At 65.0% G+C, this 21,202-nt stretch carries 15 protein-coding genes; 11 read left to right on the top strand and 4 right to left on the bottom strand.

The window, feature by feature from the left end; genetic code table 11:
• Positions 1 to 72 precede the first annotated feature (72 nt).
• Together ACLL97_RS00395 and ACLL97_RS00390 are read right to left on the bottom strand one after the other, a co-directional pair.
• Positions 73 to 4,746 (bottom strand): translocation/assembly module TamB domain-containing protein, encoded by a 4,674-nt coding sequence (locus tag ACLL97_RS00395; protein ID WP_411278490.1) that lies wholly within the window; start codon positions 4,744 to 4,746, stop codon positions 73 to 75.
• Positions 4,746 to 6,986 carry an outer membrane protein assembly factor gene (locus ACLL97_RS00390; protein WP_411278489.1) on the bottom strand — a complete coding sequence of 747 codons (2,241 nt, stop codon included), beginning with the start codon at positions 6,984 to 6,986 and terminating at the stop codon, positions 4,746 to 4,748. The genes ACLL97_RS00395 and ACLL97_RS00390 overlap by 1 nt, the downstream gene beginning before the upstream one ends.
• A 49-nt stretch (positions 6,987 to 7,035) precedes the next feature.
• Here ACLL97_RS00390 and ACLL97_RS00385 point away from each other — a divergent pair, with 49 nt between their 5' ends.
• Entirely contained in the window at positions 7,036 to 8,628 is a 1,593-nt protein-coding gene (locus ACLL97_RS00385) for an ABC transporter substrate-binding protein (RefSeq protein WP_411278488.1), read from the top strand.
• A gap of 150 nt (positions 8,629 to 8,778) precedes the next feature.
• Complete coding sequence (locus tag ACLL97_RS00380) at positions 8,779 to 9,165, top strand: four helix bundle protein (RefSeq protein ID WP_411278487.1); 387 nt, start codon at positions 8,779 to 8,781, stop codon at positions 9,163 to 9,165.
• 113 nt (positions 9,166 to 9,278) lie between these two features.
• On the opposite strand, the gene ACLL97_RS00375 is transcribed toward ACLL97_RS00380, so the two are convergent.
• Positions 9,279 to 10,346, bottom strand: a complete 1,068-nt coding sequence (locus tag ACLL97_RS00375; protein WP_411278486.1) for a GGDEF domain-containing protein — start codon at positions 10,344 to 10,346, stop codon at positions 9,279 to 9,281.
• 226 nt (positions 10,347 to 10,572) lie between these two features.
• Here ACLL97_RS00375 and ACLL97_RS00370 point away from each other — a divergent pair, with 226 nt between their 5' ends.
• Positions 10,573 to 11,490 carry an ABC transporter permease gene (locus tag ACLL97_RS00370; RefSeq protein ID WP_411278485.1) on the top strand — a complete coding sequence of 306 codons (918 nt, stop codon included), beginning with the start codon at positions 10,573 to 10,575 and terminating at the stop codon, positions 11,488 to 11,490.
• A 244-nt stretch (positions 11,491 to 11,734) separates the two neighbouring features.
• Here the strand turns inward: ACLL97_RS00370 and ACLL97_RS00365 are convergent, their stop codons facing one another.
• Positions 11,735 to 12,769 (bottom strand): NAD(P)/FAD-dependent oxidoreductase, encoded by a 1,035-nt coding sequence (locus ACLL97_RS00365; RefSeq protein WP_411278484.1) that lies wholly within the window; start codon positions 12,767 to 12,769, stop codon positions 11,735 to 11,737.
• A 131-nt stretch (positions 12,770 to 12,900) separates the two neighbouring features.
• Here ACLL97_RS00365 and ACLL97_RS00360 point away from each other — a divergent pair, with 131 nt between their 5' ends.
• The 8 genes from ACLL97_RS00360 to ACLL97_RS00325 all read left to right on the top strand — a co-directional run bounded on the left by ACLL97_RS00360 (position 12,901) and on the right by ACLL97_RS00325 (position 20,897).
• Positions 12,901 to 13,446, top strand: coding sequence for a cob(I)yrinic acid a,c-diamide adenosyltransferase (locus tag ACLL97_RS00360; RefSeq protein WP_411278483.1), 546 nt, complete (start codon positions 12,901 to 12,903; stop codon positions 13,444 to 13,446).
• Positions 13,446 to 14,570 (top strand): 3-dehydroquinate synthase, encoded by a 1,125-nt coding sequence (gene aroB, locus ACLL97_RS00355; RefSeq protein WP_411278482.1) that lies wholly within the window; start codon positions 13,446 to 13,448, stop codon positions 14,568 to 14,570. Before ACLL97_RS00360 ends, aroB begins: the two co-directional genes overlap by 1 nt.
• 255 nt (positions 14,571 to 14,825) lie before the next feature.
• Complete coding sequence (locus ACLL97_RS00350; RefSeq protein WP_411278481.1) at positions 14,826 to 15,734, top strand: RNA polymerase sigma factor RpoD/SigA; 909 nt, start codon at positions 14,826 to 14,828, stop codon at positions 15,732 to 15,734.
• A 43-nt stretch (positions 15,735 to 15,777) separates the two neighbouring features.
• The gene (locus ACLL97_RS00345) at positions 15,778 to 16,212 is read left to right on the top strand and encodes a response regulator (RefSeq protein WP_411278480.1); all 435 of its coding nucleotides are present in this window, start codon (positions 15,778 to 15,780) and stop codon (positions 16,210 to 16,212) included.
• 36 nt (positions 16,213 to 16,248) lie between these two features.
• Positions 16,249 to 17,676 (top strand): FAD-linked oxidase C-terminal domain-containing protein, encoded by a 1,428-nt coding sequence (locus ACLL97_RS00340; protein WP_411278479.1) that lies wholly within the window; start codon positions 16,249 to 16,251, stop codon positions 17,674 to 17,676.
• Complete coding sequence (locus ACLL97_RS00335) at positions 17,673 to 18,815, top strand: FAD-binding oxidoreductase (protein WP_411278478.1); 1,143 nt, start codon at positions 17,673 to 17,675, stop codon at positions 18,813 to 18,815. The genes ACLL97_RS00340 and ACLL97_RS00335 overlap by 4 nt, the downstream gene beginning before the upstream one ends.
• A 31-nt stretch (positions 18,816 to 18,846) precedes the next feature.
• Positions 18,847 to 20,181: a heterodisulfide reductase-related iron-sulfur binding cluster gene (locus tag ACLL97_RS00330; protein ID WP_411278477.1), complete on the top strand. Its 1,335-nt coding sequence runs from the start codon at positions 18,847 to 18,849 to the stop codon at positions 20,179 to 20,181.
• Positions 20,178 to 20,897, top strand: coding sequence for a hypothetical protein (locus ACLL97_RS00325; protein ID WP_411278476.1), 720 nt, complete (start codon positions 20,178 to 20,180; stop codon positions 20,895 to 20,897). Before ACLL97_RS00330 ends, ACLL97_RS00325 begins: the two co-directional genes overlap by 4 nt.
• Positions 20,898 to 21,202: the final 305 nt, after the last annotated feature.

Below are 21,202 nucleotides of genomic sequence, written 5' to 3'. Positions count from 1 at the left end.
TGGTGACATCTGGCACATAAAGACGAACGGGCGGCGCAGGTCGAAACAAGATACCGCCGAGGTCGCTCGGATTCAGAAGGTCCAGCTTCTGAAGAAGTCGATGCCGATCTGCGGCGGCGTCTGCTGAAACGTGCGGCTAATCCCCAGCCGTCCGCAGGCCTGCGCGCTGGAGCCTGGCTCGAGACCAAGCGCCGCGCTGAAGCCTCCGTCGAAACGCCGTTCCACCTTGACCCCGAGACCCTGCGCAAACAGGGACAAGGCGTCGCCGCCCCCCGAGGTCTGGCTGGACAATCCACACAGCCCGGTGCTGAAGGTAAAGTAGGTGTTTCGGGCGATCTGACCGCCCACACCAACTCTGGTCGAGGCCAGAATTCCCAGACCGTTCTCGCGCAAATTGGCCGCGTCCCCGGGATTGAGCGCCGTGGGCTCAACCTGCACCACGTCGAATCGACCGCCGGCCAACCGACTCGACAGATAACTGCCCGCCAACCGGAGCGCGAGCGTGGCGCCCTGTTCGGCGTAGGGCGTGCCAAGGAGCGCGTAGGCCGGCTCGCCGGTCACCAAGTAGCTCAACATGTCGCTTTCAGGGACCGGCGGGTTGTCAGCGCTGGAAAGGGCCAACATCGGACGATCAATGGTGCCTGCGATGTTGACGCGGATGCGGACGTCCTGCCGGTTCGAATTCGGACGCGTTTCGCGGATGGTGTGCAGAGCGGTGATGTCGAGCGCAGGCTCGAGGTCCGGATCGCCGAAGAATCGCACGAGACCACGCTCGACTTCAAAACCGGGGCGCGCGATGCCGAGGTTGAGCTGATACGTGCCGCGATCCACCGTGAGCGAGTCGGCCAGCGCGAGACGCGGCACCTGACCATCGCGCGACAGGGCGCGTGTAACGCGCAGTCCACCGCCGAGCTTGAGGTTCGCTTCAGGAGAACGAAGCCACACGTCGTCGCCGATGCTCACCCGCACGTTGTCGAGCTGCAGGTTTTGCATGATGGCCCGCGGCGCCGACGGCAGCAGTCCGTTCACACCAAATCGGGTGGTATCGATGATGTCGAGGTTGTCAGTGAGGTCGAGCGCTCGGCGCTGCGCGAGCGCGCGGATGTACACGCGCCCTCGATCAATGCGCACGGCCCCCTGCACGCGTGGCGCATCGCGCGACCCGGTGAGCGTGATCGGCGTGGTAGTCGTCATGACGATCGACGCTGTTCTCGGCTTGTCGATCGCCTGAAATTCATTGGCCGCCAGTCGAAGATTGAACGACGGGTTGGCGATTTCCCGGATGCCGATCGAGCCGCTGATACCGATCGAGTCTTCGGGCGCACCACTGGTGGCGCTGATGCGGCGAATCAGAATGCTGTCGCCGAACAGGCCGATGTCGGCGCGCGCCTTGTCGAGTCGAATCCCCAGATTGTCGAGCGACAGCGAGGCATTTTCGAGTCGCATTCCGCCGCGCAACCGCGGGCGGTCCCAAGTGCCGGTGAGCGCGACGTCCGTGAACAGCGTGCCGCGGGCGCGTGTGACGTCCGGAAATATCGACTCCAGCAGGGTGAGGTCAGTCTGCTCCGTCACGATGCGACCGGTCAGCGGCTGGTCCAGCTGCCGCTTTCGATTGGCCACCAGAGCGAGATCGAGCGGCAAGGAAGCCGAGGCCTGCAACGCCGGCTTGCCACCCAGACGCAGTGCAGCATCAAAATTCAGCCGCAGCGAATCGTAGTGGGCCTTGGCGAACAGATCGCCAAAGCGTACGCGACCGGCAACGGCATCACGCAAGTCGACGGTACCATCGAGCTGCGGCTGTTCGCGCGTGCCACTCAGCGTGATCGCGGCCGACGCGGTTCCGCGGGCGAGTCCCGACGTGCGCAGCAGACGACCGATATCGGCAAGGGCCACCCGATCGGCGTCCACCTGTCCGCTCACCGCACCGCCGGCCGCCAGCCCTCCGCGAATCGCGATACGACCCGTGTCCGTGTGCTGCAACACGAGCGAGTCGAGCGAGCCAAGCGTTTCACGCTGGGTGCCGTTCGCGCCGGGCATGAAGCGCAGCCTCGCTGGCGCCACCAGCGCAAACCCGCGCGGTCGCACCGACGCACTGTCCACGCGCAGATTGAGCGTGTCGATGGTCACGACAGTTGAATCACCGGTTCGCGCTACGCCACCGGCAATTGCCACGCGCGACTCAGACGTCGTCCGCATCTGCACCCCGAATCGTTCGGCGAGCCCACCGCGCAAGGTGGACTGCCCCGCCGCCGAGGCGATATCGATACCGGCGAAACTCGCGGAGTCCATCGTGGCCGACAACGAGCCGTTCGCCCCCCGCAGCACATCGCGCACCGCCAAATCAACGGACGCTCGCTGCGCGCGCGAGGTCGCCACGATCACATCGCGCGCGTCGCCGCGAAGTCGCAGGTCGAGTCCAGCCGCATCGGTGGAATCGATCGACCCGGAGAGTTGGCCGGACAGTTCAATTAATCCGCGCAGGGTATCGCGGGCGAGTACGAACGCCCGCTTGTTGGCGTCGGTGGGCGACAGCCAGGGCCGCAGTCCACCCATGGAGTCCACCACCATCGAGATCGACAGGGAATCGCGCCGGGCCTTGGTTATGCCAAGTCCCCCCTGCGCCGTGAGTCGGACCGCCGAACTCTCGATGGCAAGCGTATCGACGCGCACGTGACCGGAATCGAAGAACACCACGGCGGTTCCACCAAACAGGCGGGCATCGGCGACTCTCGAGAACTGGTCCACCGACGCGCGCAACGAGCCGCGCAGTGTTTCAATGGTGGACGCGCTCAAGTCTACCGTGCCGAGCATCGAGAGCGACGTGATCGGAAAACGATTGTCGCCCAGGAGGTTTTGCAGATTGGCACCCCGCAGGCGCCACGTTCCGGTAGCGCCCATCTCGGGTTCGAGCGCATCGGCACTGCCGGTAAACGACAGCTCGCCGCCTTCACCGGCGAGGATGGTCTGCACCTCGAACTGGTCGGCCATGCCAGCCGCCTTGATGCGACCGACCGCCGAACCGCGTAGCGGCAGCGACGGATACGAGCGTGACATCGTGGTGTACGACAGCGGCACCGCCTGCAGGTCCACGTCGAACTTCACGCCTTCGGTGAGCAGCGTGAAGTGACCGTCGCCGGTGAAGCGCGACGGCTGACCGGGTCCGTCCACATGCTCAATGTCGGCCTTCGAGAAATAGGCGTCGTACCAGAGCGAGTCGAGTCGCATGGTGCCGCGTGCGAACCCATTGAGCTCGGGGAACAGCGGATTCACAAAACGCGGGGTTCGCAGGTCGAGCTGCAGCAGCTCGAGATCGACCCCCTTGAGGATCGCGTCGGCCGGCGTAAAGATGTCGACCACGCCGCGTACACGAGCGCGCGAGACGGCGCCGGGCACATGCGCGTCGGCGTAGGTGAGCTGCGCGTCGTCCAGCTTCCAGTTGGTGACCGGTCCACCGCGCGCGATCACGCGGCCGGTAACGTTGCCCTGCCAGTCGTACGGGAACGGCTCGCCGTTGAACCAGCGCAGCAGTTCGGTGTTGGCCGGAAGTAGTTGCAGATCCACGTCGTTCACACGCAACACCGGCCCGCCCACGGCAAACGTCATGTTGCCCTTGAGCCGCGACTTCAGTGCCCGCGCGTCCATGTCACGCAACCCATACTCCAGCACTGCCAGATTCTTCGGGTCGTTCTTGATCGTGATGAACGTGCTGCCACCACCACTCCAAGGCAGCGTCTGATCGATCCAGGCCATATCGGACATGGCCACACTATCGCCTTTCAGTTTCACATCGTAGCGCACCGGCAGTCCGCTGCCCCACACCACTTTGGCTTCGCCGTGCGCTCCGGAGTTGGCCAGTTGAAAGCTCACGTCATCCATCCAGAGCGTGTCGGACACTCGGCGCATGGTGCCCTTCATGTTACGGAACCAGAACGGCGGATAGATCCACACGACGTCCATCTTTCGCATGGCCAGACGCATGCCCGCCGAATCCGGATCGGCGAACCGCGAGCGGCCGAGCGCGAGCCCACCGCGCACGAAGCGATACACGCGCACGAAGTGATTGCCTTCGCGGCGCACTTCACCATCGAGCCGCGTGAGATTGTACGTGAGCGCGCTATCGCGCTTCGCGCCCTTGAGCGTGTCGGAGAGAATCCACGGCAGGCGGGCGGTGAAGGTGAGTTCGCGAATCGTCGTCGTGTCGATCACGATGAACTCCCCGAACCGGCTCGTCGACTTCGAGGCGAACACGCCCTTCCGGCGGAGCGCGCGCTTCCAGTTCCAGTCGTCGTTGCCGTAGTCCACCATGGTGATCACCGGACGTGTCACCTCCAGCGACTTCACCACGATGCGACGGTCGAGCAGGTCGCGCGGATCATAGCTGGCGCGGATCGGACCGCTGCTCAGAAACGGGGTGCCGTCGGCGCTGCGGATGTCGATCGAATCGATGGTGATGTCGGTGAACAGTGTGCCGCTCACCTTGCCGACATACAGTGTGCCCGGAATCGTGGCCGAAATCGCCGGCACGACCACGCGCATGATCGCCGCGCGACCGCGATCGGTTTGCGTGAGCACGGCCACGCCGCCCACGATCAGCGCCACGAGCGACAGCAGCACCGCGGCGGTGGCGAGCACCACCGTTCGTCGACGGATGCGACGCGGCCCGCGCTTCTCCACGATTACGTCGCCGATTGCGTCGTCGATCACGTCGTCGTCCCGCCGTTCGTCGGGCATCGATTCGTCGCGCATCAGAACGCCTGCCCGATCCAAATGCTCGGATTCAAGCGTCGGAGAAATCCGGCGCCGCGCGTGGGGCGAAAGCTGCTCGGACAGCCACCCGCTTCTTGCTCCGGCGGTTCACCGCTCGTACCCGAGGCGCTCACCGACAGACCGTTGCCGGGACTCACGCAGTACAGCGGTGCGACACCCGCTTGCAGCGGGGCGTTGTAGTACGCCGCGCCCGCCGGCAAGCGATAGCCATTGTAGCCGAGGTCCACGCGAATCGCGCCAAACGGTGACGCAATACGAATGCCCATGCCCGGCGTGATCTTCACCGCCGGCCCTTCTTCACTCAGCGACACGGCCTGCGACGACGTGCCGCGGTTCCACAGTCGTCCGGCGTCGGCGAACACCGCGATCTGCAGCAGCCTCGGTGCAAGCGGACTCGGGAACTGCGCTTCCACGTTGCCCACCACCAAGGAGTTGCCACCGGTGGGCACCACGCGCTCCGTGACCGACGTGGAGTCGGCGCGGTAGAAGGTCTGTCCGTTCGCGCTGACGGTATCGTAGCGACTCACGATGTACACGGCCGGCCCGAGCTCATTCTGCCGAAAGCCGCGCACGGTGGTCGGGCCACCGGCGTACAGGCGCTCCTGCGGCGGAATGAATCCTCCGGTGCGCGGCGTCCTGCCGCCCCCGTATACCACGCCGGCGCGAAGATGGGTCACCAGCGTCGTCCCGCCACGCAACGCCCGGTACCACGACACGTCACCGGTGCCGCGATTGAACTGCTGCGAACGGTCGGAGCCGATAAGCGTACTCGCGTGCCGCACATTGAGCCGGAGCGTACTGCCGCCGGTCGGTCGCAACGGATCGTTCACCCGCGCGCGCACCACGGCATACTCGAGCGCAGCCAGCCGGTTGTTGCGCTGCAGAAACGTGCGTGACTCGTTGTCGCAGGCATTGAACACTGCGCAGAAAAACGCCGGTTCCGCCTCGGTGCGGCCGAGCTCCACCTGATACGACAGCGTGCTCGGCACGCGCGCGATGGGGAACGGATCGGTCACCGACAGCGCACCACCGATCGGCGTACGACGCAAGAAGGCCTTGTACTCGGACAGCGTGGAGCTGAACAACGTAAGCGACGGCACGCGTGATTGATTGGCCCGTACCGGCTGCCGCACCGTCATCGACGTGTAGTAGTTCAGCGTGCGGCTGTACGGATCGCTGCGCGCCTGACCCTGACAGAGATTCGGCGCACCGTCGAGTGGATCACCGATGCCGATCTTGCTCACGCGGCCGGTCAGTTCGAGGCGTTGCGCGAACGGCAGGAAATCGCGATCGGTGAGCGAGCCTTGCATGCGGAAGCAGTCGAGCGTTGCCCACCCCAGTCCACCGCGCGCCGCCCAGCGATCGCCTTCCACCAGGCGCACCACGAGGTTGACGATCGAATCGCCCGCCGGCTGGATACTGTCGGGCTGCAGATCCACCCGCTGAAAGGCGTCGGTCTGATAGAGATTGCGCTGCGCGTCGATAATCGCACGGGCTGAGTACCAGTCGCCGGTATTGAGCGCCATGGCGCGACGCACGGTCGCGTCCGACACCCGGCGATTATCGCTTCCCGCATCGACCTCGAGGGCGATGCGCCCGAGCTTGGCACGCACCCCCGGCACTACGGAGACTTCGACATCGGCCGTGCGCGTCACGGTGTTCGTGGTGTACGCCACCAGCGCTTCCGCCTGCGGCCAACCCTTGTTGCGCAGTCGGCGCACCAACGTGTCGCGACCGGCTTCGAGCGCCCCGCGATCGAACACGCCGCCAAGCACCAGCGGGAAGTCGCGCGCCGCCTCGCGCACCTCGGGGTTGAGATCGAGCCCGAGCAACGAGAGCGCCGTGATGCGCATCGGCTCGCCTTCGCGAATCGTGAACGTGATCTCGATCACACCAGGCCGTATCGTTGTGACCGTGGTGTCTACCGCGACATCAAGGAAGCCACGTCGACGATACAGCGTCTCGAGGCGCTGCACGTCACGCGTAAACTCCACCGGATCGAGGCAGCGCCGCTCGCCCACCACCGGCAATCCCGCCAAGGACGAGGGAGTGGTGGCCACGGTGGCCGCGAGGGCGACAGACGGATATTCGCGATTTCCAGCGAATCTGAGCGCACGCACCTCACGGTCGCCGCGATCACAGGAAAGATCCTGGGCGGTGGCCGGACGCGCGACCGAAAGGATTGCGAGCGCGAAGAGGAGATGGACGAGAGGTCGCACGTTCTATAGCGTTGAAGCTCACGTGGGATCGTCCCTCAGTCAACCGCACATGCCATCGATTCGCCCGTCACGTTCGCTCTGCTCGCTGCTCTCGCTGTGCACCATGGTGGGTACCATGCTGGCCGGCTGTCGCAGCGGCGAGGCGACTCCCGACCGTCACGCGCTCATCGACTCACGCGACTGGTACGATCCGCGGTCGCTCGATCCGGCTAAAGCCACCGACGTCCCCAGCGGACGCGCCGTCGCTTATCTGTTCGACGGTCTCACCAAGTTCACCCCCGCCGGTCAGGTGCAGCCGTCCATCGCGCGGTCATGGGACGTGTCGCCCGACGGCCTGCGCTACATCTTCCATCTGCGCGCCGACGTCCGCTTTCACGACGGGTCACCGCTGCTGTCGCGCCACGTCGCGCAGTCGTTCCGCCGCGTGCTCGACCCGGCCACGAAAGGTGGTACGGTGTGGCCACTCTACCCGATCAAAGGCGCCCGCGACTTCGCCGACGGCAAGGGCACCACACTCGGCATCGACACGCCCGATGACACGACAGTCGTCATCACGCTCAACGAGCCGTTCGCGATCTTCCCGAAGTTGCTCGCCATGCCGGTCGCGTCGATCCTGCCCGACTCGATCGGCGTCGACTTCAGCGAACACCCCATCGGCACCGGCCCGTGGAAGCTCGTGGAATGGAAGCACGATGATTACCTCAAGTTCGCTCGCAATGAGACGTACTTCGGCGGCGCACCGTCCATCGACACGCTGATCGCCCGCATCATCCCCGAGCCGTCGACCGCGGTTGCCGAATTCGAGGCCGGCACGGTCGACATTCTGTACGTGCCCGAGGACCAGACGCGCGACTGGGAAGAGACCGACACCAAAAAAGCCACGCTGGTGAGCGCGCCCGCGCTCCGCTTGTGGTACATGGGCGTGAACGTCACGCGCGGTCCACTGAAAGACGGGCGAGTGCGACAGGCCATCGCGCACGCGATCGACGTGCCCACACTGCTCGCCCAGTTACTCGCCGGCCGCGGTACCATCGCCGCCGGCGTCATCCCGCCCACGCTCGAAGGGTTCGACAAGACGCGGCAGCCGTACGCGTACGACACCATCGCGGCACGCAAGCTCCTGGCCGAGGCCGGCTACGCGAATGGCATCGACCTCGAACTCTGGAGCTCACAAACGGCCCCGATGCCGCGCCTCGCGCAGGCAATCCAGGCCTACCTCGCCACCGTCGGCGTTCGCATCAAACTCGTGCAACGCGACGCCAGCTCCATGCGCGCCGCCGCCCGCGCGGGACAGACAGACCTGGTGGTCAAGGACTGGTACGCCGACTACCCTGACGCCGAGAACTTCCTCTATCCGTTGCTGCACACCGCCAACCGCGGCGCCGGCGGCAATGTGTCGTTCTTCAGTGATCCCACGTTCGATGCGCTGGTGGATCGCTCCCGCCGCGAAGCCGACGCCACCAAGCGCGCGGCGTTGTATCGACAGGCAGACTCGGTGGGATACGCGCAGGTAGGCATGATCCCGCTGTTTTTCTACAACGAGCTGTACGCGGTGCAGCCGTGGGTAAAGGGATTTGAAGTCCCGGTGATTTTCAATGGGCAGCGATGGGAACGAGTACGGATAGGGGGCGCTAAGAACTAGGGGCGCTAGGAATAAGGGGCGCTAGGAATTAGGAGCGCTAGGAATTAGGAGCGCTAGGAATTAGGGGCGTGAACGGCGAAGTGCGTTGGAAGGGGCGGGGTGGCGGGTTTTTGGTGAGGGTGGTTTGGAGGGGCGATCGTATCGTGCGCGATGCCAAACCACTTCAACCTCCGAGTGTACGACGCGGCGTGTGAACTGAGCCGCGTCGTGCACGAGTCCCTCGAGGTGCACGACGTGACGAATGTTCCGGGACTTCGTGCTCAACTCATCGAAGCTGCCGGCTCGATCGCGGCCAACACGGCCGAAGGCGCGGGGCGGGGCTCAGCGGCGAGGTTTCTCAATCACCTGCGCATCGCACTCGGCTCCGCGAATGAAACCCGCACACACCTTACCCGTGCATGGAGCGAAGCACGATTGCCAACCAAGCAATATTTCCTCTGTGATGCCAAAGCGCTCGTCACCGCCCGCATGCTGGCGTCTCTTATCCGTAGGATCGAGGAAGACGAAGCCCGCCGTGAGAACGAGAAGCACGCGTGACGCCCGCGCAGTTGAGCGCAGTTGAGCGCAGTTCCCCGCCGTTAATTCCTAGCGCCCGTCATTCCTAGCGCCCGTAATTCCTAGCGCCCCTTATTCCTAGCGCCGTTAGCAGTTCAAATCGCCCCGCTAGCTTTCCCTTTCCCTTCCTTCTTCGCCCGATACAACGCCGCGTCCGCTCTCCCCAACCATGCGTCCACGCCTTCCCCCGCCTGATACGCGGCGTAGCCCACGCTCGCGCTGAGCGGTGGCGCCTCGATGGCAAATGGGGCGCCGGTCGACGCCACCTGCTGCACGACACGTTCGGCCAAGCGCTGGGCGAGTTTCTCGTCGGTACCGGCCAGTATCACCACGAACTCGTCGCCGCCGATGCGGCAGATCACGTCGGCTTCGCGCAGAAATACCTTGGCCAGACTGCCAGCGATCGATTGAAGCGTGGAGTCACCGGCTGAGTGTCCGTAGCCGTCGTTGATCTGCTTCAGATGATCGAGGTCGATCAACACCAGCGAGAGTGGCGCGCGATTGAGCGTATGGATCTGGACGGCGCGCTGCGCGGCGCGTTCGAAACGCTTGCGATTGCCGAGTCCGGTGAGGGTGTCGGTTTCGCTTTCGCGCTTGGCTTCTTCGAGCTGCGAACCCAGCTGGTCGATTCGTTCGGCCAGCATGCCGAAGGCGATCTGTTGCGTATCGCGACGACTGCGGGCGATGTCCGTGATCGCCGAGATGGCCTGCAGCACTTCGTCCTTCACGGCGCCGGTCTCGATGCCGTGAATCGCCGTTTGCACGCGTGAGATCTGTGCCGACGTGGCCTCGTCGGCCTGCAGGTCCGCTTGGGCCACCGTGTGTACGCGCTCCACGCAGGCCCACAGGGCGTCGCGCAAATCGGAGAGCGCCGACTCCACGTAGCGCTTCTCGCGGCGCCGATGGTCGGTGAGCGCTCGGGCGGCGCCACGGTAGTCACGCTGCGCGGCACTGAGCGACGGAACTCCCGCCGACTTCTCGAGCGGGACCCCGAGCACCGTATGGCGCCGCCACCGCTCCAGCTCCTCGCCGGCCTCACTCGACGACACGTCGGGCAAGTCGAAGCTCCCCTGCGCGTAGGCGGAAAGCACCTGGCCAAAAGCGTCGAGCAGTGGCGCGATATCGAACGCGTGGGCTGAAGCGTGCGCCGAAGCCTGTGCCAAGGCGTCCGCCGAAGCGTCCGCCGAAGCGTGGGCTGAAGCGTCCGCTGAAGCGTCTGCCGAATTGGCGGCTGACGCCGCCGGCGGCGCAACGAGTGACGCGGCTTCGGAAAGTGAGCGACGAAAGAACATGAACCGGAGACAAGGAGAATCGGATCGTCCCCGTGACCCGCCGCGGGAACTGACGGAGAGTATCGGCCGCACTCCCACGGGGATTAATGTTGCTGATATGCTGTCGCTGCTCGCCCGCCGCCTTTTGCTCTCCCTGCCCACGCTGGGGGGGGTGCTGGTCGTCGTCTTTCTCCTGCTCTACGTCGCGCCCGGGGATCCCGTGCAGGCCATGGTCGGTGAACGCGCCGACCCGGCTACGATTGCGCGCCTTCGCGCCGAACTCCGCCTCGACGACCCGCTGCCGGCGCAGTTCTTCCACTACGCCAGCGGGGTGCTGCAGGGCGACTTGGGGCGGTCGTATGTCACGAACCGCCCGATCGTCAGCGACATCGCCGAACGTTTTCCCCGTACGCTGCTGCTGGCCACGGCCGCGATGTTGCTCGCCACGATCAGCGGCGTCACGATCGGCGTGCTCGCCGCCGTACGCCCCAACGGCTGGTTCGACCGCCTCGCCCTCGCCACCACGTACCTCGGGATTTCCTTCCCCGTATACTGGATCGGCCTGCTGCTGATCCTGCTCTTCGCGGTCACGCTGCGCTGGCTGCCGGCCTCGGGATACGGCGGCATCGAGTTTCTGATTCTCCCCGCCCTCGCCCTCGGCTCGCGATCCATCGCCTACCTCGCCCGCGTGACGCGCTCCTCCATGCTCGAGGTACTCGGCGCCGACTTCGTGCGCACCGCCCGCGCCAAAGGGCTCACCGAGTCCAGCGTGATCGTTCGCCACGCCCTGCGCAACGCACTCATTCCGGTGATCACGGTGATCGGTCTCGATTTCGGCGCCTATCTCACCGGCAGCATTCTCACCGAAACGATCTTCAGCTGGCCAGGCATCGGCCGCTACGTGGTCATGGCAATTTCGCGACGCGACCTGCCCGCCGTGCAAGGCGCAGTCCTGTTTCTCTCGGTTGTCTTCGTGCTTGTGAATCTCGTCACGGACCTCGCGTACCAGAAAGCCGATCCGCGCGTGCGGGCGTAGCGCTGGCGCCTTGGTGCGTGGCGCCTTGATGCGTGGCTTGATGCGTGGCTTGATGCGTGGCTTGATGCGTGGCTTGGTGCGCCGTCGGGAGTGTTGGGTGAACTGAGAGATCGTCGGTTCGCGCGAACCAGCGATCCAGCAACGACCCACGACGCTCATCGCAAGCACACCATGCAGCACCATGCAGCACCATGCAGCACCATGCAGCACCATGCAGCACCATGCACACCGTACAGCACGAGACCTAGTCGTCCTTCTGCCCGAACACCGCCAGATTCGACGAATGGCCCGGCGCGACTTTCTTCTCGGGATAGATCCAGTGCACCGCCTGATTTACCGCGATCGCGGCTTCCGAGAAGCCGGACGCGATCAGCTTGAGCTTGCCCTGGTACGTGGTGATGTCGCCGGCGGCATACACACCGGCGCGACCCGTTTCCATCGACGTCGAGACCTTGATTTCGTCCTTCTCGATATCGAGGCCCCATTCCAGCAGAGTGCCGAGATCGGAGACGTAGCCGAGCATCGGGAGCACCGCGTCGCAGGCAATGTCGCGCGTTTCCTTCGTTTTCACGTCTTTGAGACGCACACCCGTGATGCGGTCGGTGCCCGCGATTGCATCGATTTCGTGGAACGTGTGCACCGCCACGTTGCCGCCCACGTGAGCAGCGGCGGCCTGCACTTCCGATACCGTGGCCGCGTGCGCGCGGAAACGATCGCTGCGATGCACCAGCGTGACCGACTTCGCCTTGTCGCGCAGCTGCGCGCACCAATCGAACGCCGAGTCACCGCCGCCGATGATGAGCACATCGCGACCGCGATAGGCTTCGGGGGTGGACACCAGAGCGTCCACACCGCGGCCGTACCATTCCGCGGCGAACGCTTGCGGCAGCTTGCGCGGGCTGAACGCACCGATGCCCGCTGCGATCACTACGGAGCGCGTCGGGAAACGGTCCGTCTCGGTGACCAGCACGAAGTGTCCGTCCTCTTCTTCGAGACCAACCACGCGCTGGCCCAGGTGAGCCGGGATACCCGTGTCCTGATGAAACTGTCTGGCCTGATCTGTGAGATTCCGGACGAGATCCTTCGCCAGCACCCGCGGGTAGCCCGCCACGTCGAAGATGTATTTCTCCGGGTAGAGCGCCGTGAGCTGACCGCCCAGTTCAGGCAGGGCATCGACGATCTGGGCCGACGCGCCGCGCATGCCGGCATAGAACAAGGCGAACAGACCCGTGGGGCCGCCGCCAATGATGGTGAGGTCGCGAATGGGATGGGTCTTCATGTACACAAGATAACGGCGGTGTAGGGAGTGCGGAGTAGGGGGTACGGAGTGGGCTACTCCGTACTCCCGACCCCCGACCCCTATCCCATACTGCTTCTCCAGAACTCGAGACCCACCGTGTATTTTTCGGAATGAAGATCTACACCCGAGCAGGTGACGAGGGCGCGACCGCCCTCTTTGGTGGCGGCAAGGTCGGCAAGGACCATCCCCGCGTCGAAGCGTATGGCGACGTGGACGAACTCAACGCATCGCTCGGTCTCGCGCGATCGATCGACATGATGCCGCGCATCGACGAGGTGCTCGTGCCGGTGCAGCGCGACCTGTTCGCGATCGGCGCGCTGCTGGCCACGCCCGATCGTGAGAAGATGAAGGAGCAGCTCTCCAAGGCGCGCATCGACGAGCAGCGCATCGAGGAGCTGGAACGGGCGATCGATGCCTGCGAGGCCGAGCTCGAGCCGCTACGCAGCTTCATCGTTCCGGGCGGCACGCCCAAGGCCGCCGCGCTGCACGTGGCGCGTACTGTCTGTCGACGGGCTGAACGTCGCGTGGTGCATCTTGCCGCCGAGATTGAACTGCCGGCCATGGTGGTGGTGTATCTCAATCGCCTGTCCGATCTCCTCTTCATGCTCGCTCGCGTCGCGAACAAGCGCGCCGGGGCGGGTGAGGTGACCTGGTAGTGACCGGCGCGCCCCCCGACACGCTGCCTACGCCACTGTCGCTTCCGCTGCCCTACCCCGTGTATTGCGGGGCTGACGTGCGGCAGTCGATCGGGGAGATCGCGCGTCTCGTGGCCCCCTCGCATCGCGTGGCCGTCATCAGCGACACCGCGGTCGCGCCGTTGTACGCCAAAAGCATTGCCGCCCAGTTCCCAACCGAGAGCACCCACCTGTTCACCATTCCGCCTGGTGAACACGAGAAAACGCGGGCGCGGTGGGCTGAGCTCACCGATGCCCTGCTGGAATGGGGAGCCGGACGCGACACGACCGTTATCGCCGTGGGCGGCGGCGTGATCGGCGACCTCGCCGGGTTCGTGGCGTCCACCTACATGCGCGGACTCCCCGTCATTCAGGTGCCGACCACCCTGCTGGCCATGGTCGACGCCTCGGTCGGCGGAAAAACCGCCGTCGATACTCCCTTCGGCAAGAACCTCGTCGGCGCCTTCCACAACCCCTCGGCCGTCGTCATCGACCCCGACGTCCTGGTCACGCTGCCCGACAACGTGCTGCGCAGCGGCCTCGCCGAAATGATCAAGCACGGCGTGATCGCCGACGCACCCTACTTCGACGCCGTCCTCAGCTTCGCCGACGCCATTCGCGAGCACGGCGGCGGCGCCCCCGATTTCGTCGCCGCGATCACGATGCTCATCACGGGCAGCGTCCGCATCAAAGCCGACGTGGTCGCCGAAGACACCCGCGAAGGTGGGCTCCGCCAGATTCTCAACTTTGGCCACACCATCGCCCACGCCGTGGAGCGCGTGCTCAACTTCGAGCTCCTGCACGGCGACGCCGTCGCGATGGGCATGGTGGCCGAAGCCCGCATCGCCGAATCGATCGGCCTCGCCCGCGCCGGACTCGCGGTCGGGATCGCCGACGCCGTCGTGCGCGCGGGACTGCCAGCTCGAATGCCCGCCGGCCTCAACCTCGATGAGGTCATTGCGGCCACCCACGGCGACAAGAAGGCGCGAGGGGGAGCGGCCCGCTTCTCCCTCCCCCGCGCCATCGGTGAGATGGAATCGGCCGAAGGCACCTGGGCAGTGGCGGTACCCGACGATCTCGTGCGGGCAGCGCTGATGGAAAAGTAACCATCAGTGTTGCGCGCGCGCAACGCGACACAGCTCAGCTCCCTTGACCGACATGTGACGCAGACTTCACTAGGTGACATTTGAGCCATCTACTGTCGCTATTCGGCCGCCAAACTGTCTCGTAAATGCCCGATTTACATGGCCTGCAAAGATTTTCATTGACCGCTCAGTATCCCGCCATTATCGTGGCGTTCCCACCCCCTGACTGGGTCGCGTCTGGACCCCGTCGTTTAGGCACATGTTCGGCGAGGGCGTATGCAGGCAGCTGCCGCGACCAGGACCACCGAAGCTCGCTCCAAGGGCTTTTTCCGTTCTTCCCCTTCCACCGCCTTCGATCAGTACCTGCACGACATTCAAAAACTCCCCTTGATCACGGAAGCAGCCGAAGAGCGTCGTCTCGCTCGGCTCGCCCAAAAGGGAGATGAGGCCGCTGCTGAGCGCCTCGTGACCGCGAACCTCCGGTTCGTGATCAGCTACGTGAAGAAGTATCAAGGACACGGTCTCGATCTCTCCGAACTCGTCGCCATCGGCAACGAGGGCCTCCTTAAGGCGGTCCGCAAGTTCGATCCCGATCAAGGCGTCAAGTTCATCTCGTATGCGGTGTGGTGGGTCCGGCAAGCGGTCCTCAAGGCGCTCGCCGAGCAGACGCGAAGCGTCCGCATCCCCCTCAACCAGAATTCCCAGCTCATTCGCATGGCTCGCGGTGAGATGGTCCTCAATCAGGTGCTCAATCGCGAGCCCACTGATGCGGAGATGGCCAAGCTGCTTCAGGAGCCCATCGAGCAAATCCGCAACGCGCGCCAGATCACCAGCACCGAAGTCTCCCTCGACGCCCCCATCGATCGTCAGGACCGCGAAGCGTCCACCCTCGGCGAACGTTTCGCCGGCGAGACGCACATCGACATCGAAGAAGGCACCGACTTCCGCCTCATGCGGGAGTTCATCGATCGGGTCTTCCGGAAGTACCTCACGCCCCGCGAACGCAAAATCCTGTACCTGTACTACGGGCTTGACGAAGGGGCCGAAGCCATGACCCTCGAGCGCATCGGCGCCCTTATGGGTGTCACGCGCGAACGGATCCGCCAGATCCGCGAACGGGCCTTCGAAAAGCTGCGCGAATCGCCCGATGGTCGGGCGCTGGCCGGTTTCTGGGGCGCGGCATAACTCGACTTGGCACGAAATAGTAGCTTTTTGAACGGGTGTTCGTATGTCTACGAGCACCCGTTTGATATTTCTCCCGGATCTCCTGGAGCTGCAGTTGCCTCGCGTACTTATCGTTGACGACGAGCCGGGCATTCGCTTCGCGCTGAAGCGGTGGTTCGAGCGTCAACACTGGACTGTCTCCGAAGCCGGAGATGGCCACACGGCCCTGACTCAACTGTTGGCGAGTGACGATGCGAGCGAGAGCCGCGTTGACCTCGTCATTTGTGATTTGCACCTCCCCCTGCTGTCCGGGGAGGAATTGCTGCAGGCGCTGATGGTTAGCCGGCCCGCCGTCGCGGAGCGCCTGATTCTGTCCACCGGCGACGCCGTCTCCCACGCCGCACCCGGCACCGCGCTCGCCTTCCACCCGCACGTGCTGCAGAAGCCGTTCGATCTCGCCACGCTACGCACGCTGGTGTCCACGATCGTGGGCTTGTGACCAGATAGTTCGCGTTTCGCGCCGCTATCTTTCGGCATGCGCGATGCTCTGCTCGCCACCCTCTCCGCTATCGTCGGCCCTCGCTGGGTGAAATCCCGCGCGCCCGAACTCGTGGCGTATGACGCCGACGGGCTACCAGGCTATCGCGCCCTGCCCAATCTCGCCGTCTTTCCCGGCACCCGCGACGAAGTCATTGCCGTGGTGCAGGCGCTCGCCGCCGCTGGCGCGTCGTTCGTGCCGCGGGGCGCCGGCACCGGCCTCTCCGGTGGCGCACTCGCCGACGACGTCGTGCTGCTTGGCCTCAATCGCCTCACGCGCATTCTCGAGATCGACGCCGTGAATCGTATCGCCCGCGTCGAACCCGGCGTCGTCAACGCCAAGCTCTCGCGCGCCGTGGTCGGGTTCGGCCTGCAGTACGCCCCCGACCCGTCCAGTCAGAGTGTGTGCACGATCGGCGGCAACGTGGCCGAGAATGCCGGTGGGCCGCACTGCCTCAAGTACGGTGTCACGCTCAATCACGTCGTGGAGTGTGAAGTCGTACTTCCAAACGGCACGGTCACGCGGCTCGGCAGCGCCTTCGGTGAATCGGACGACTACGATCTGCTTGGACTGTTCGTCGGCAGTGAAGGCTGCTTCGGTGTGGCCACCGAGATCACGGTGCGCCTCGTGCCGCTCCCGGACACGGTGCACACGCTACTCGCTGATTTCCCGAGCGTCGATGCCGCCGCGCGCGCCGTCTCACGCATCGTGGCCACCGGTATCGTGCCCGCCGCGCTCGAGATGATGGACAACGCCACCATCCGCGCCGTCGAAGCGTCGATCTACGCCGCCGGCTATCCCATCGACGCCGCGGCCATTCTGCTCTGCGAAGTGGACGGCATCGCCGATGGTCTCGACGATGATGTGTCGATCATTCGTCACTGCTGCATGGACGCCGGCGCACGCGATGTACTCGTGGCCACCACCGACGCCGACCGCACCCGCCTCTGGCAGGGTCGCAAGAAAGCGTTCGGGGCCATGGGTCGCATCGCTCCGTCACTCGTTGTGCAGGATGCCGTCGTGCCACGCACGCGTCTCCCCGATGTGTTGGCTACCATCCACGAGATCGCCACGCGACACCGCGTGCAAGTGTGCAACGTGTTCCACGCCGGCGACGGCAATCTGCATCCGAACATCCCCTACGACGCCAACGACGCCGACGCGTCGGCGCGCGTGCACGAGGCGATGTCGGAAATCATGCAGGCCTGCATCGATGCCGGTGGCACGATCACCGGCGAACACGGCGTAGGCCTCGACAAGCTGCCCTACATGGACCGCCTGTTCACCGCCGAGTCCCTGTCGGCCATGTGCCGCATCCGCGACGTGTTCGATCCCGACCGACGCGCCAATCCGGGCAAGGTGGTGCCGGTGCATTCGTGCAAAGAGTGGCACGGTACGCCCCGTGCGAAACGGGCTGCGACATGACCACGCTGACCGCCGCACCACCAGCGAGCAGTGTCGCCGCTGCGATCGCCGCTGCCATCGTCAGCCAGACCGCGGCCCGCGCCGTCGGCTCCGGCACCTGGCTGCATGGTGGCCCCGTGGACAACGATGCCGGTGCGACCGTGGTCCGCGTACGCGGCGGCGTGATCGAGTACACTCCCGGCGACCTCGTAATCACCGTGCACGCGGGTACCACGCTCGAGGAACTGAGCGCGGTCTGCGCCGCCAGTGGCCAGATGCTGGCCATCGCACCGTATGGCTCTCCGCGGTCCACCATTGGGGCCGTGGTCGCGACGGCGTCGGCGGCGCCGTTGGCGTACGAAGACCTTACCGTTCGCGATCTCGTGCTCGGACTCACCGCCGTCACGGGCACCGGTGACGTGGTACGCGTGGGCGGCAAGGTGGTCAAGAACGTGGCGGGGTTCGACCTCGTGCGATTGAACACGGGCGCCTTCGGAACACTCGGCATCATTACGGAAGTCAGCATCCGACTGCACGCCAAGCCGATCATGGATCACGTGATCACGGGGACACTGATTGATGCGCCGACTGCGTGGGTGCCTCGTCTCATCGCGAATCGGGCCCCGTTGCCGATGCTGGTGCGACTCGCCCCGGACGAATCGGCGCAGCTGTTTGCGCGTTGCACCGGCAACGAAGCGCGCGCGTCAGCGTTGCGTGGCATCGTGCAATCGTATGGCGCGCGCAATGCATTCACCCTCGGCCCCTCCGATACGAGCAACGCCAGCGATTCGGCGTTGAGCGAATCGGCGTCTCCCGTGTCGCTGTTACGACACGTGCCTCAACAGGCGCTCGTGCTTCGCGCCCGCACCAAGCCGGCCCACGGCGCGATACTGATCGAGGCAGCGCGTGTCGCATTCCCGGAGGCCACACTGTTGTATCATCCCGCTCGCGGATCGGTGCGCATTACGACACTGGCGACAGACAACGCCGATGCACGCGTGGCCGCGTTCGTGGCATCAGCGGCACCGTCGACTCTCTTCTCAGTGGTGGTGGAACAAGGCGCAGTGCCCCTTCCCAGCGCAGCGGATCTCGATCTGTTGGTGAAGCGCGCCTTCGATCCCCATGGCATTCTGAACCGGCGACGCCCGGGATCCATATGAACAGCCATATGAGCAGCGGTATGAGCGCGGTATGAGCAGCGTGGCGAACAGCACCTCTGTCACGCCCAAGTGCGCGTTGCCGGGCACACCGCTGGCCCTCGCCAGCAAGGGGCTCGACGCCTGCGTGCATTGCGGCTTTTGCCTGCAGGCCTGTCCCACCTATGTGAATCTCGAAGACGAGAACGATTCGCCGCGTGGTCGGCTCGTGCTCATGCGTCGTATGCTCGAAGGTGACATCGCACTCGACGATCCCACCGCTGCGCAGCACATCGATCGGTGCCTCGGCTGCCGCGCCTGTGAAACCGCCTGTCCGTCTGGTGTGCCCTACGGCGATCTACTTGAAGCCACCCGCGCCACAATGGCCCCGGTGCGCGGCATGCCATTCGTGGCGCGCGCCGTGCTCGCCCTGTTCAAGCATCCGAGGTTGCTGCGCACCGCGCTGGTCGGCGCACGCGTGTTCCGCGCTACGCGGCTGCCGCATCTATTGGCCACGCTGCTGCCGGCCCGCCTGGCGTTTCCGATGGCAATGATCGCGTCCACGACGCCGGCAAAGCTGCGGGTGGGCAGCACGAATGCACCGCTGCACCCGAACATCGCGCCGAGCACGCAGCCGTCGTTCACGACCCAGGCACCCACGGTAACCTGTCTCACCGGCTGTGTGATGTCGGGACTGTTCTCGCATGTGAATAGCGCCACCGATCGCGTGCTCGCGCACAACGGGTTCCAGCGGCGCGATACACGCGCGCAGGGCTGCTGCGGCGCGCTGCACGCCCACGCCGGCGATCTCGAAAGTGCCCGCGAATTGGCCCGTATCAACGTTGCCGCCTTCGAGCAGTCGGGCGCCGATGTCATCGCCGTCAACTCCGCCGGCTGCGGAGCCATGCTCAAGCAGTACGGCCATCTGCTGCACGACGATCCCGCGTGGGCGGCACGAGCCGCACGTATCAGCGCGTGCACGCGTGACATTTCGGAGCTATTGGCGACCGTGGGCCCGATTCCCGGCACGGCGTCGGTGGCGCTGCGCGTGACGCACGATCCGCCCTGTCATCAGATGCACGCTCAGCGTGTGGTATCACCGCCGCTCGCTGTGCTGCAGGCGATTCCCGGACTCACGCTCGTTCCGCTCGAGGATGCCGATCAGTGTTGTGGGTCGGCCGGCATCTACAATCTGGTGGAGCCAGATACCTCCGACGCCGTGCTCGCGCCGAAACTCGCGCGTATCGCCGAGAGTGGTGCCGACTGGGTGGCAACCGGTAATCCCGGGTGCATGATGCAGATCGGCGCCGGCCTGCTGCGCACCGGTTCGCGTGCGCGCGTGGTGCATCCCATCGAACTGCTCGACGCGTCGTACGAGCATGAGACGTGAATCAGCTCGACGCGAGCGGCTTCGACGAGAATCGCGTTAGCGCGAATCACTTAAGCGAGAATCGCGCTGACGAGCATCGCCGAAGCGCGAATCGCGTCACGATCATAGCGTTCGACGGCATCGTCGCCGACACGATACCGTTACGGGCAACGGCGCTGGCCGAGTCGATCAGGTGGGGATGTGCGTCACTCGATATCGAGGTACACGCGCACGACATTCTGCCGGTGCTGCACGCGTGGTTGCCCGGGCTTACGTTCAACGAAGCGATGTCCGTCGCGATCGAGCAGCTGCCAGCGCTGCGGCATGAGCGGATTCGAAACGACGTGACGTTGCATGATCTCATCGCGATGCGCGCGCAACGAGCGTGGTCGGCGGTGGCGGCGCACGGCGTGGCGCTTCGCGACGGCGTGCTGAGCCGCCTCGAAACAGCGGTGGCGCGTGGCCTTCGCATGGTGTTGCGCAGTGATTCTCAGCGCCGAGAAGTGGAACCCGTGCTGCGACTCGCTGGTCTTGAAGACTGCATGCTCTTCCTCCGATGCGCCGACGACCTACCGCGCTTGGCAGCAGTTCCGACGTTGCAAGCAAGTTATGACGCGATCGATGCTCGTCTCGATCGGCTGCGCATCCCTCGCACGCAACGTGATGCCGTTGAGGTAAGCCACGAAGCGGCCACGCTGGCTCTCGACTGTGCAGAGACCAGTCGCACCGCACTTTGAACACGACCCGAATCTGGAACGGTGTGCCATTCGGTGTGTAATGTGTCGCGAACTTCGCGTGGCGGCCGTATCTATCTTGCTTCGATCGGTTCGTCTCTGATAGCTTTTGAAGGCCGATCCAGCGCTGTAGTCACTTTGAGGTGTGCCGTTGTCCTCTGACGCGATCGTTCCGAGCCTCACGAGTCCGACGCCAGCTGAACTGGTGCCGTCGGTAGCGGCGCATTCGGTGGCGGCGCATTCGGTGGCGGCGCATTCGGTGGCGGCGCATTCGGTGGCGGCGCATTCGGTGGCGGCGCATTCGGTCT

Origin of the sequence: Gemmatimonas sp. (assembly GCF_046594945.1) — a bacterium.
Lineage (GTDB): Bacteria > Gemmatimonadota > Gemmatimonadetes > Gemmatimonadales > Gemmatimonadaceae > Gemmatimonas.
Note: the sequence above shows the minus strand (reverse complement) of the source record. Positions and strands in the feature narration are given on the sequence as shown.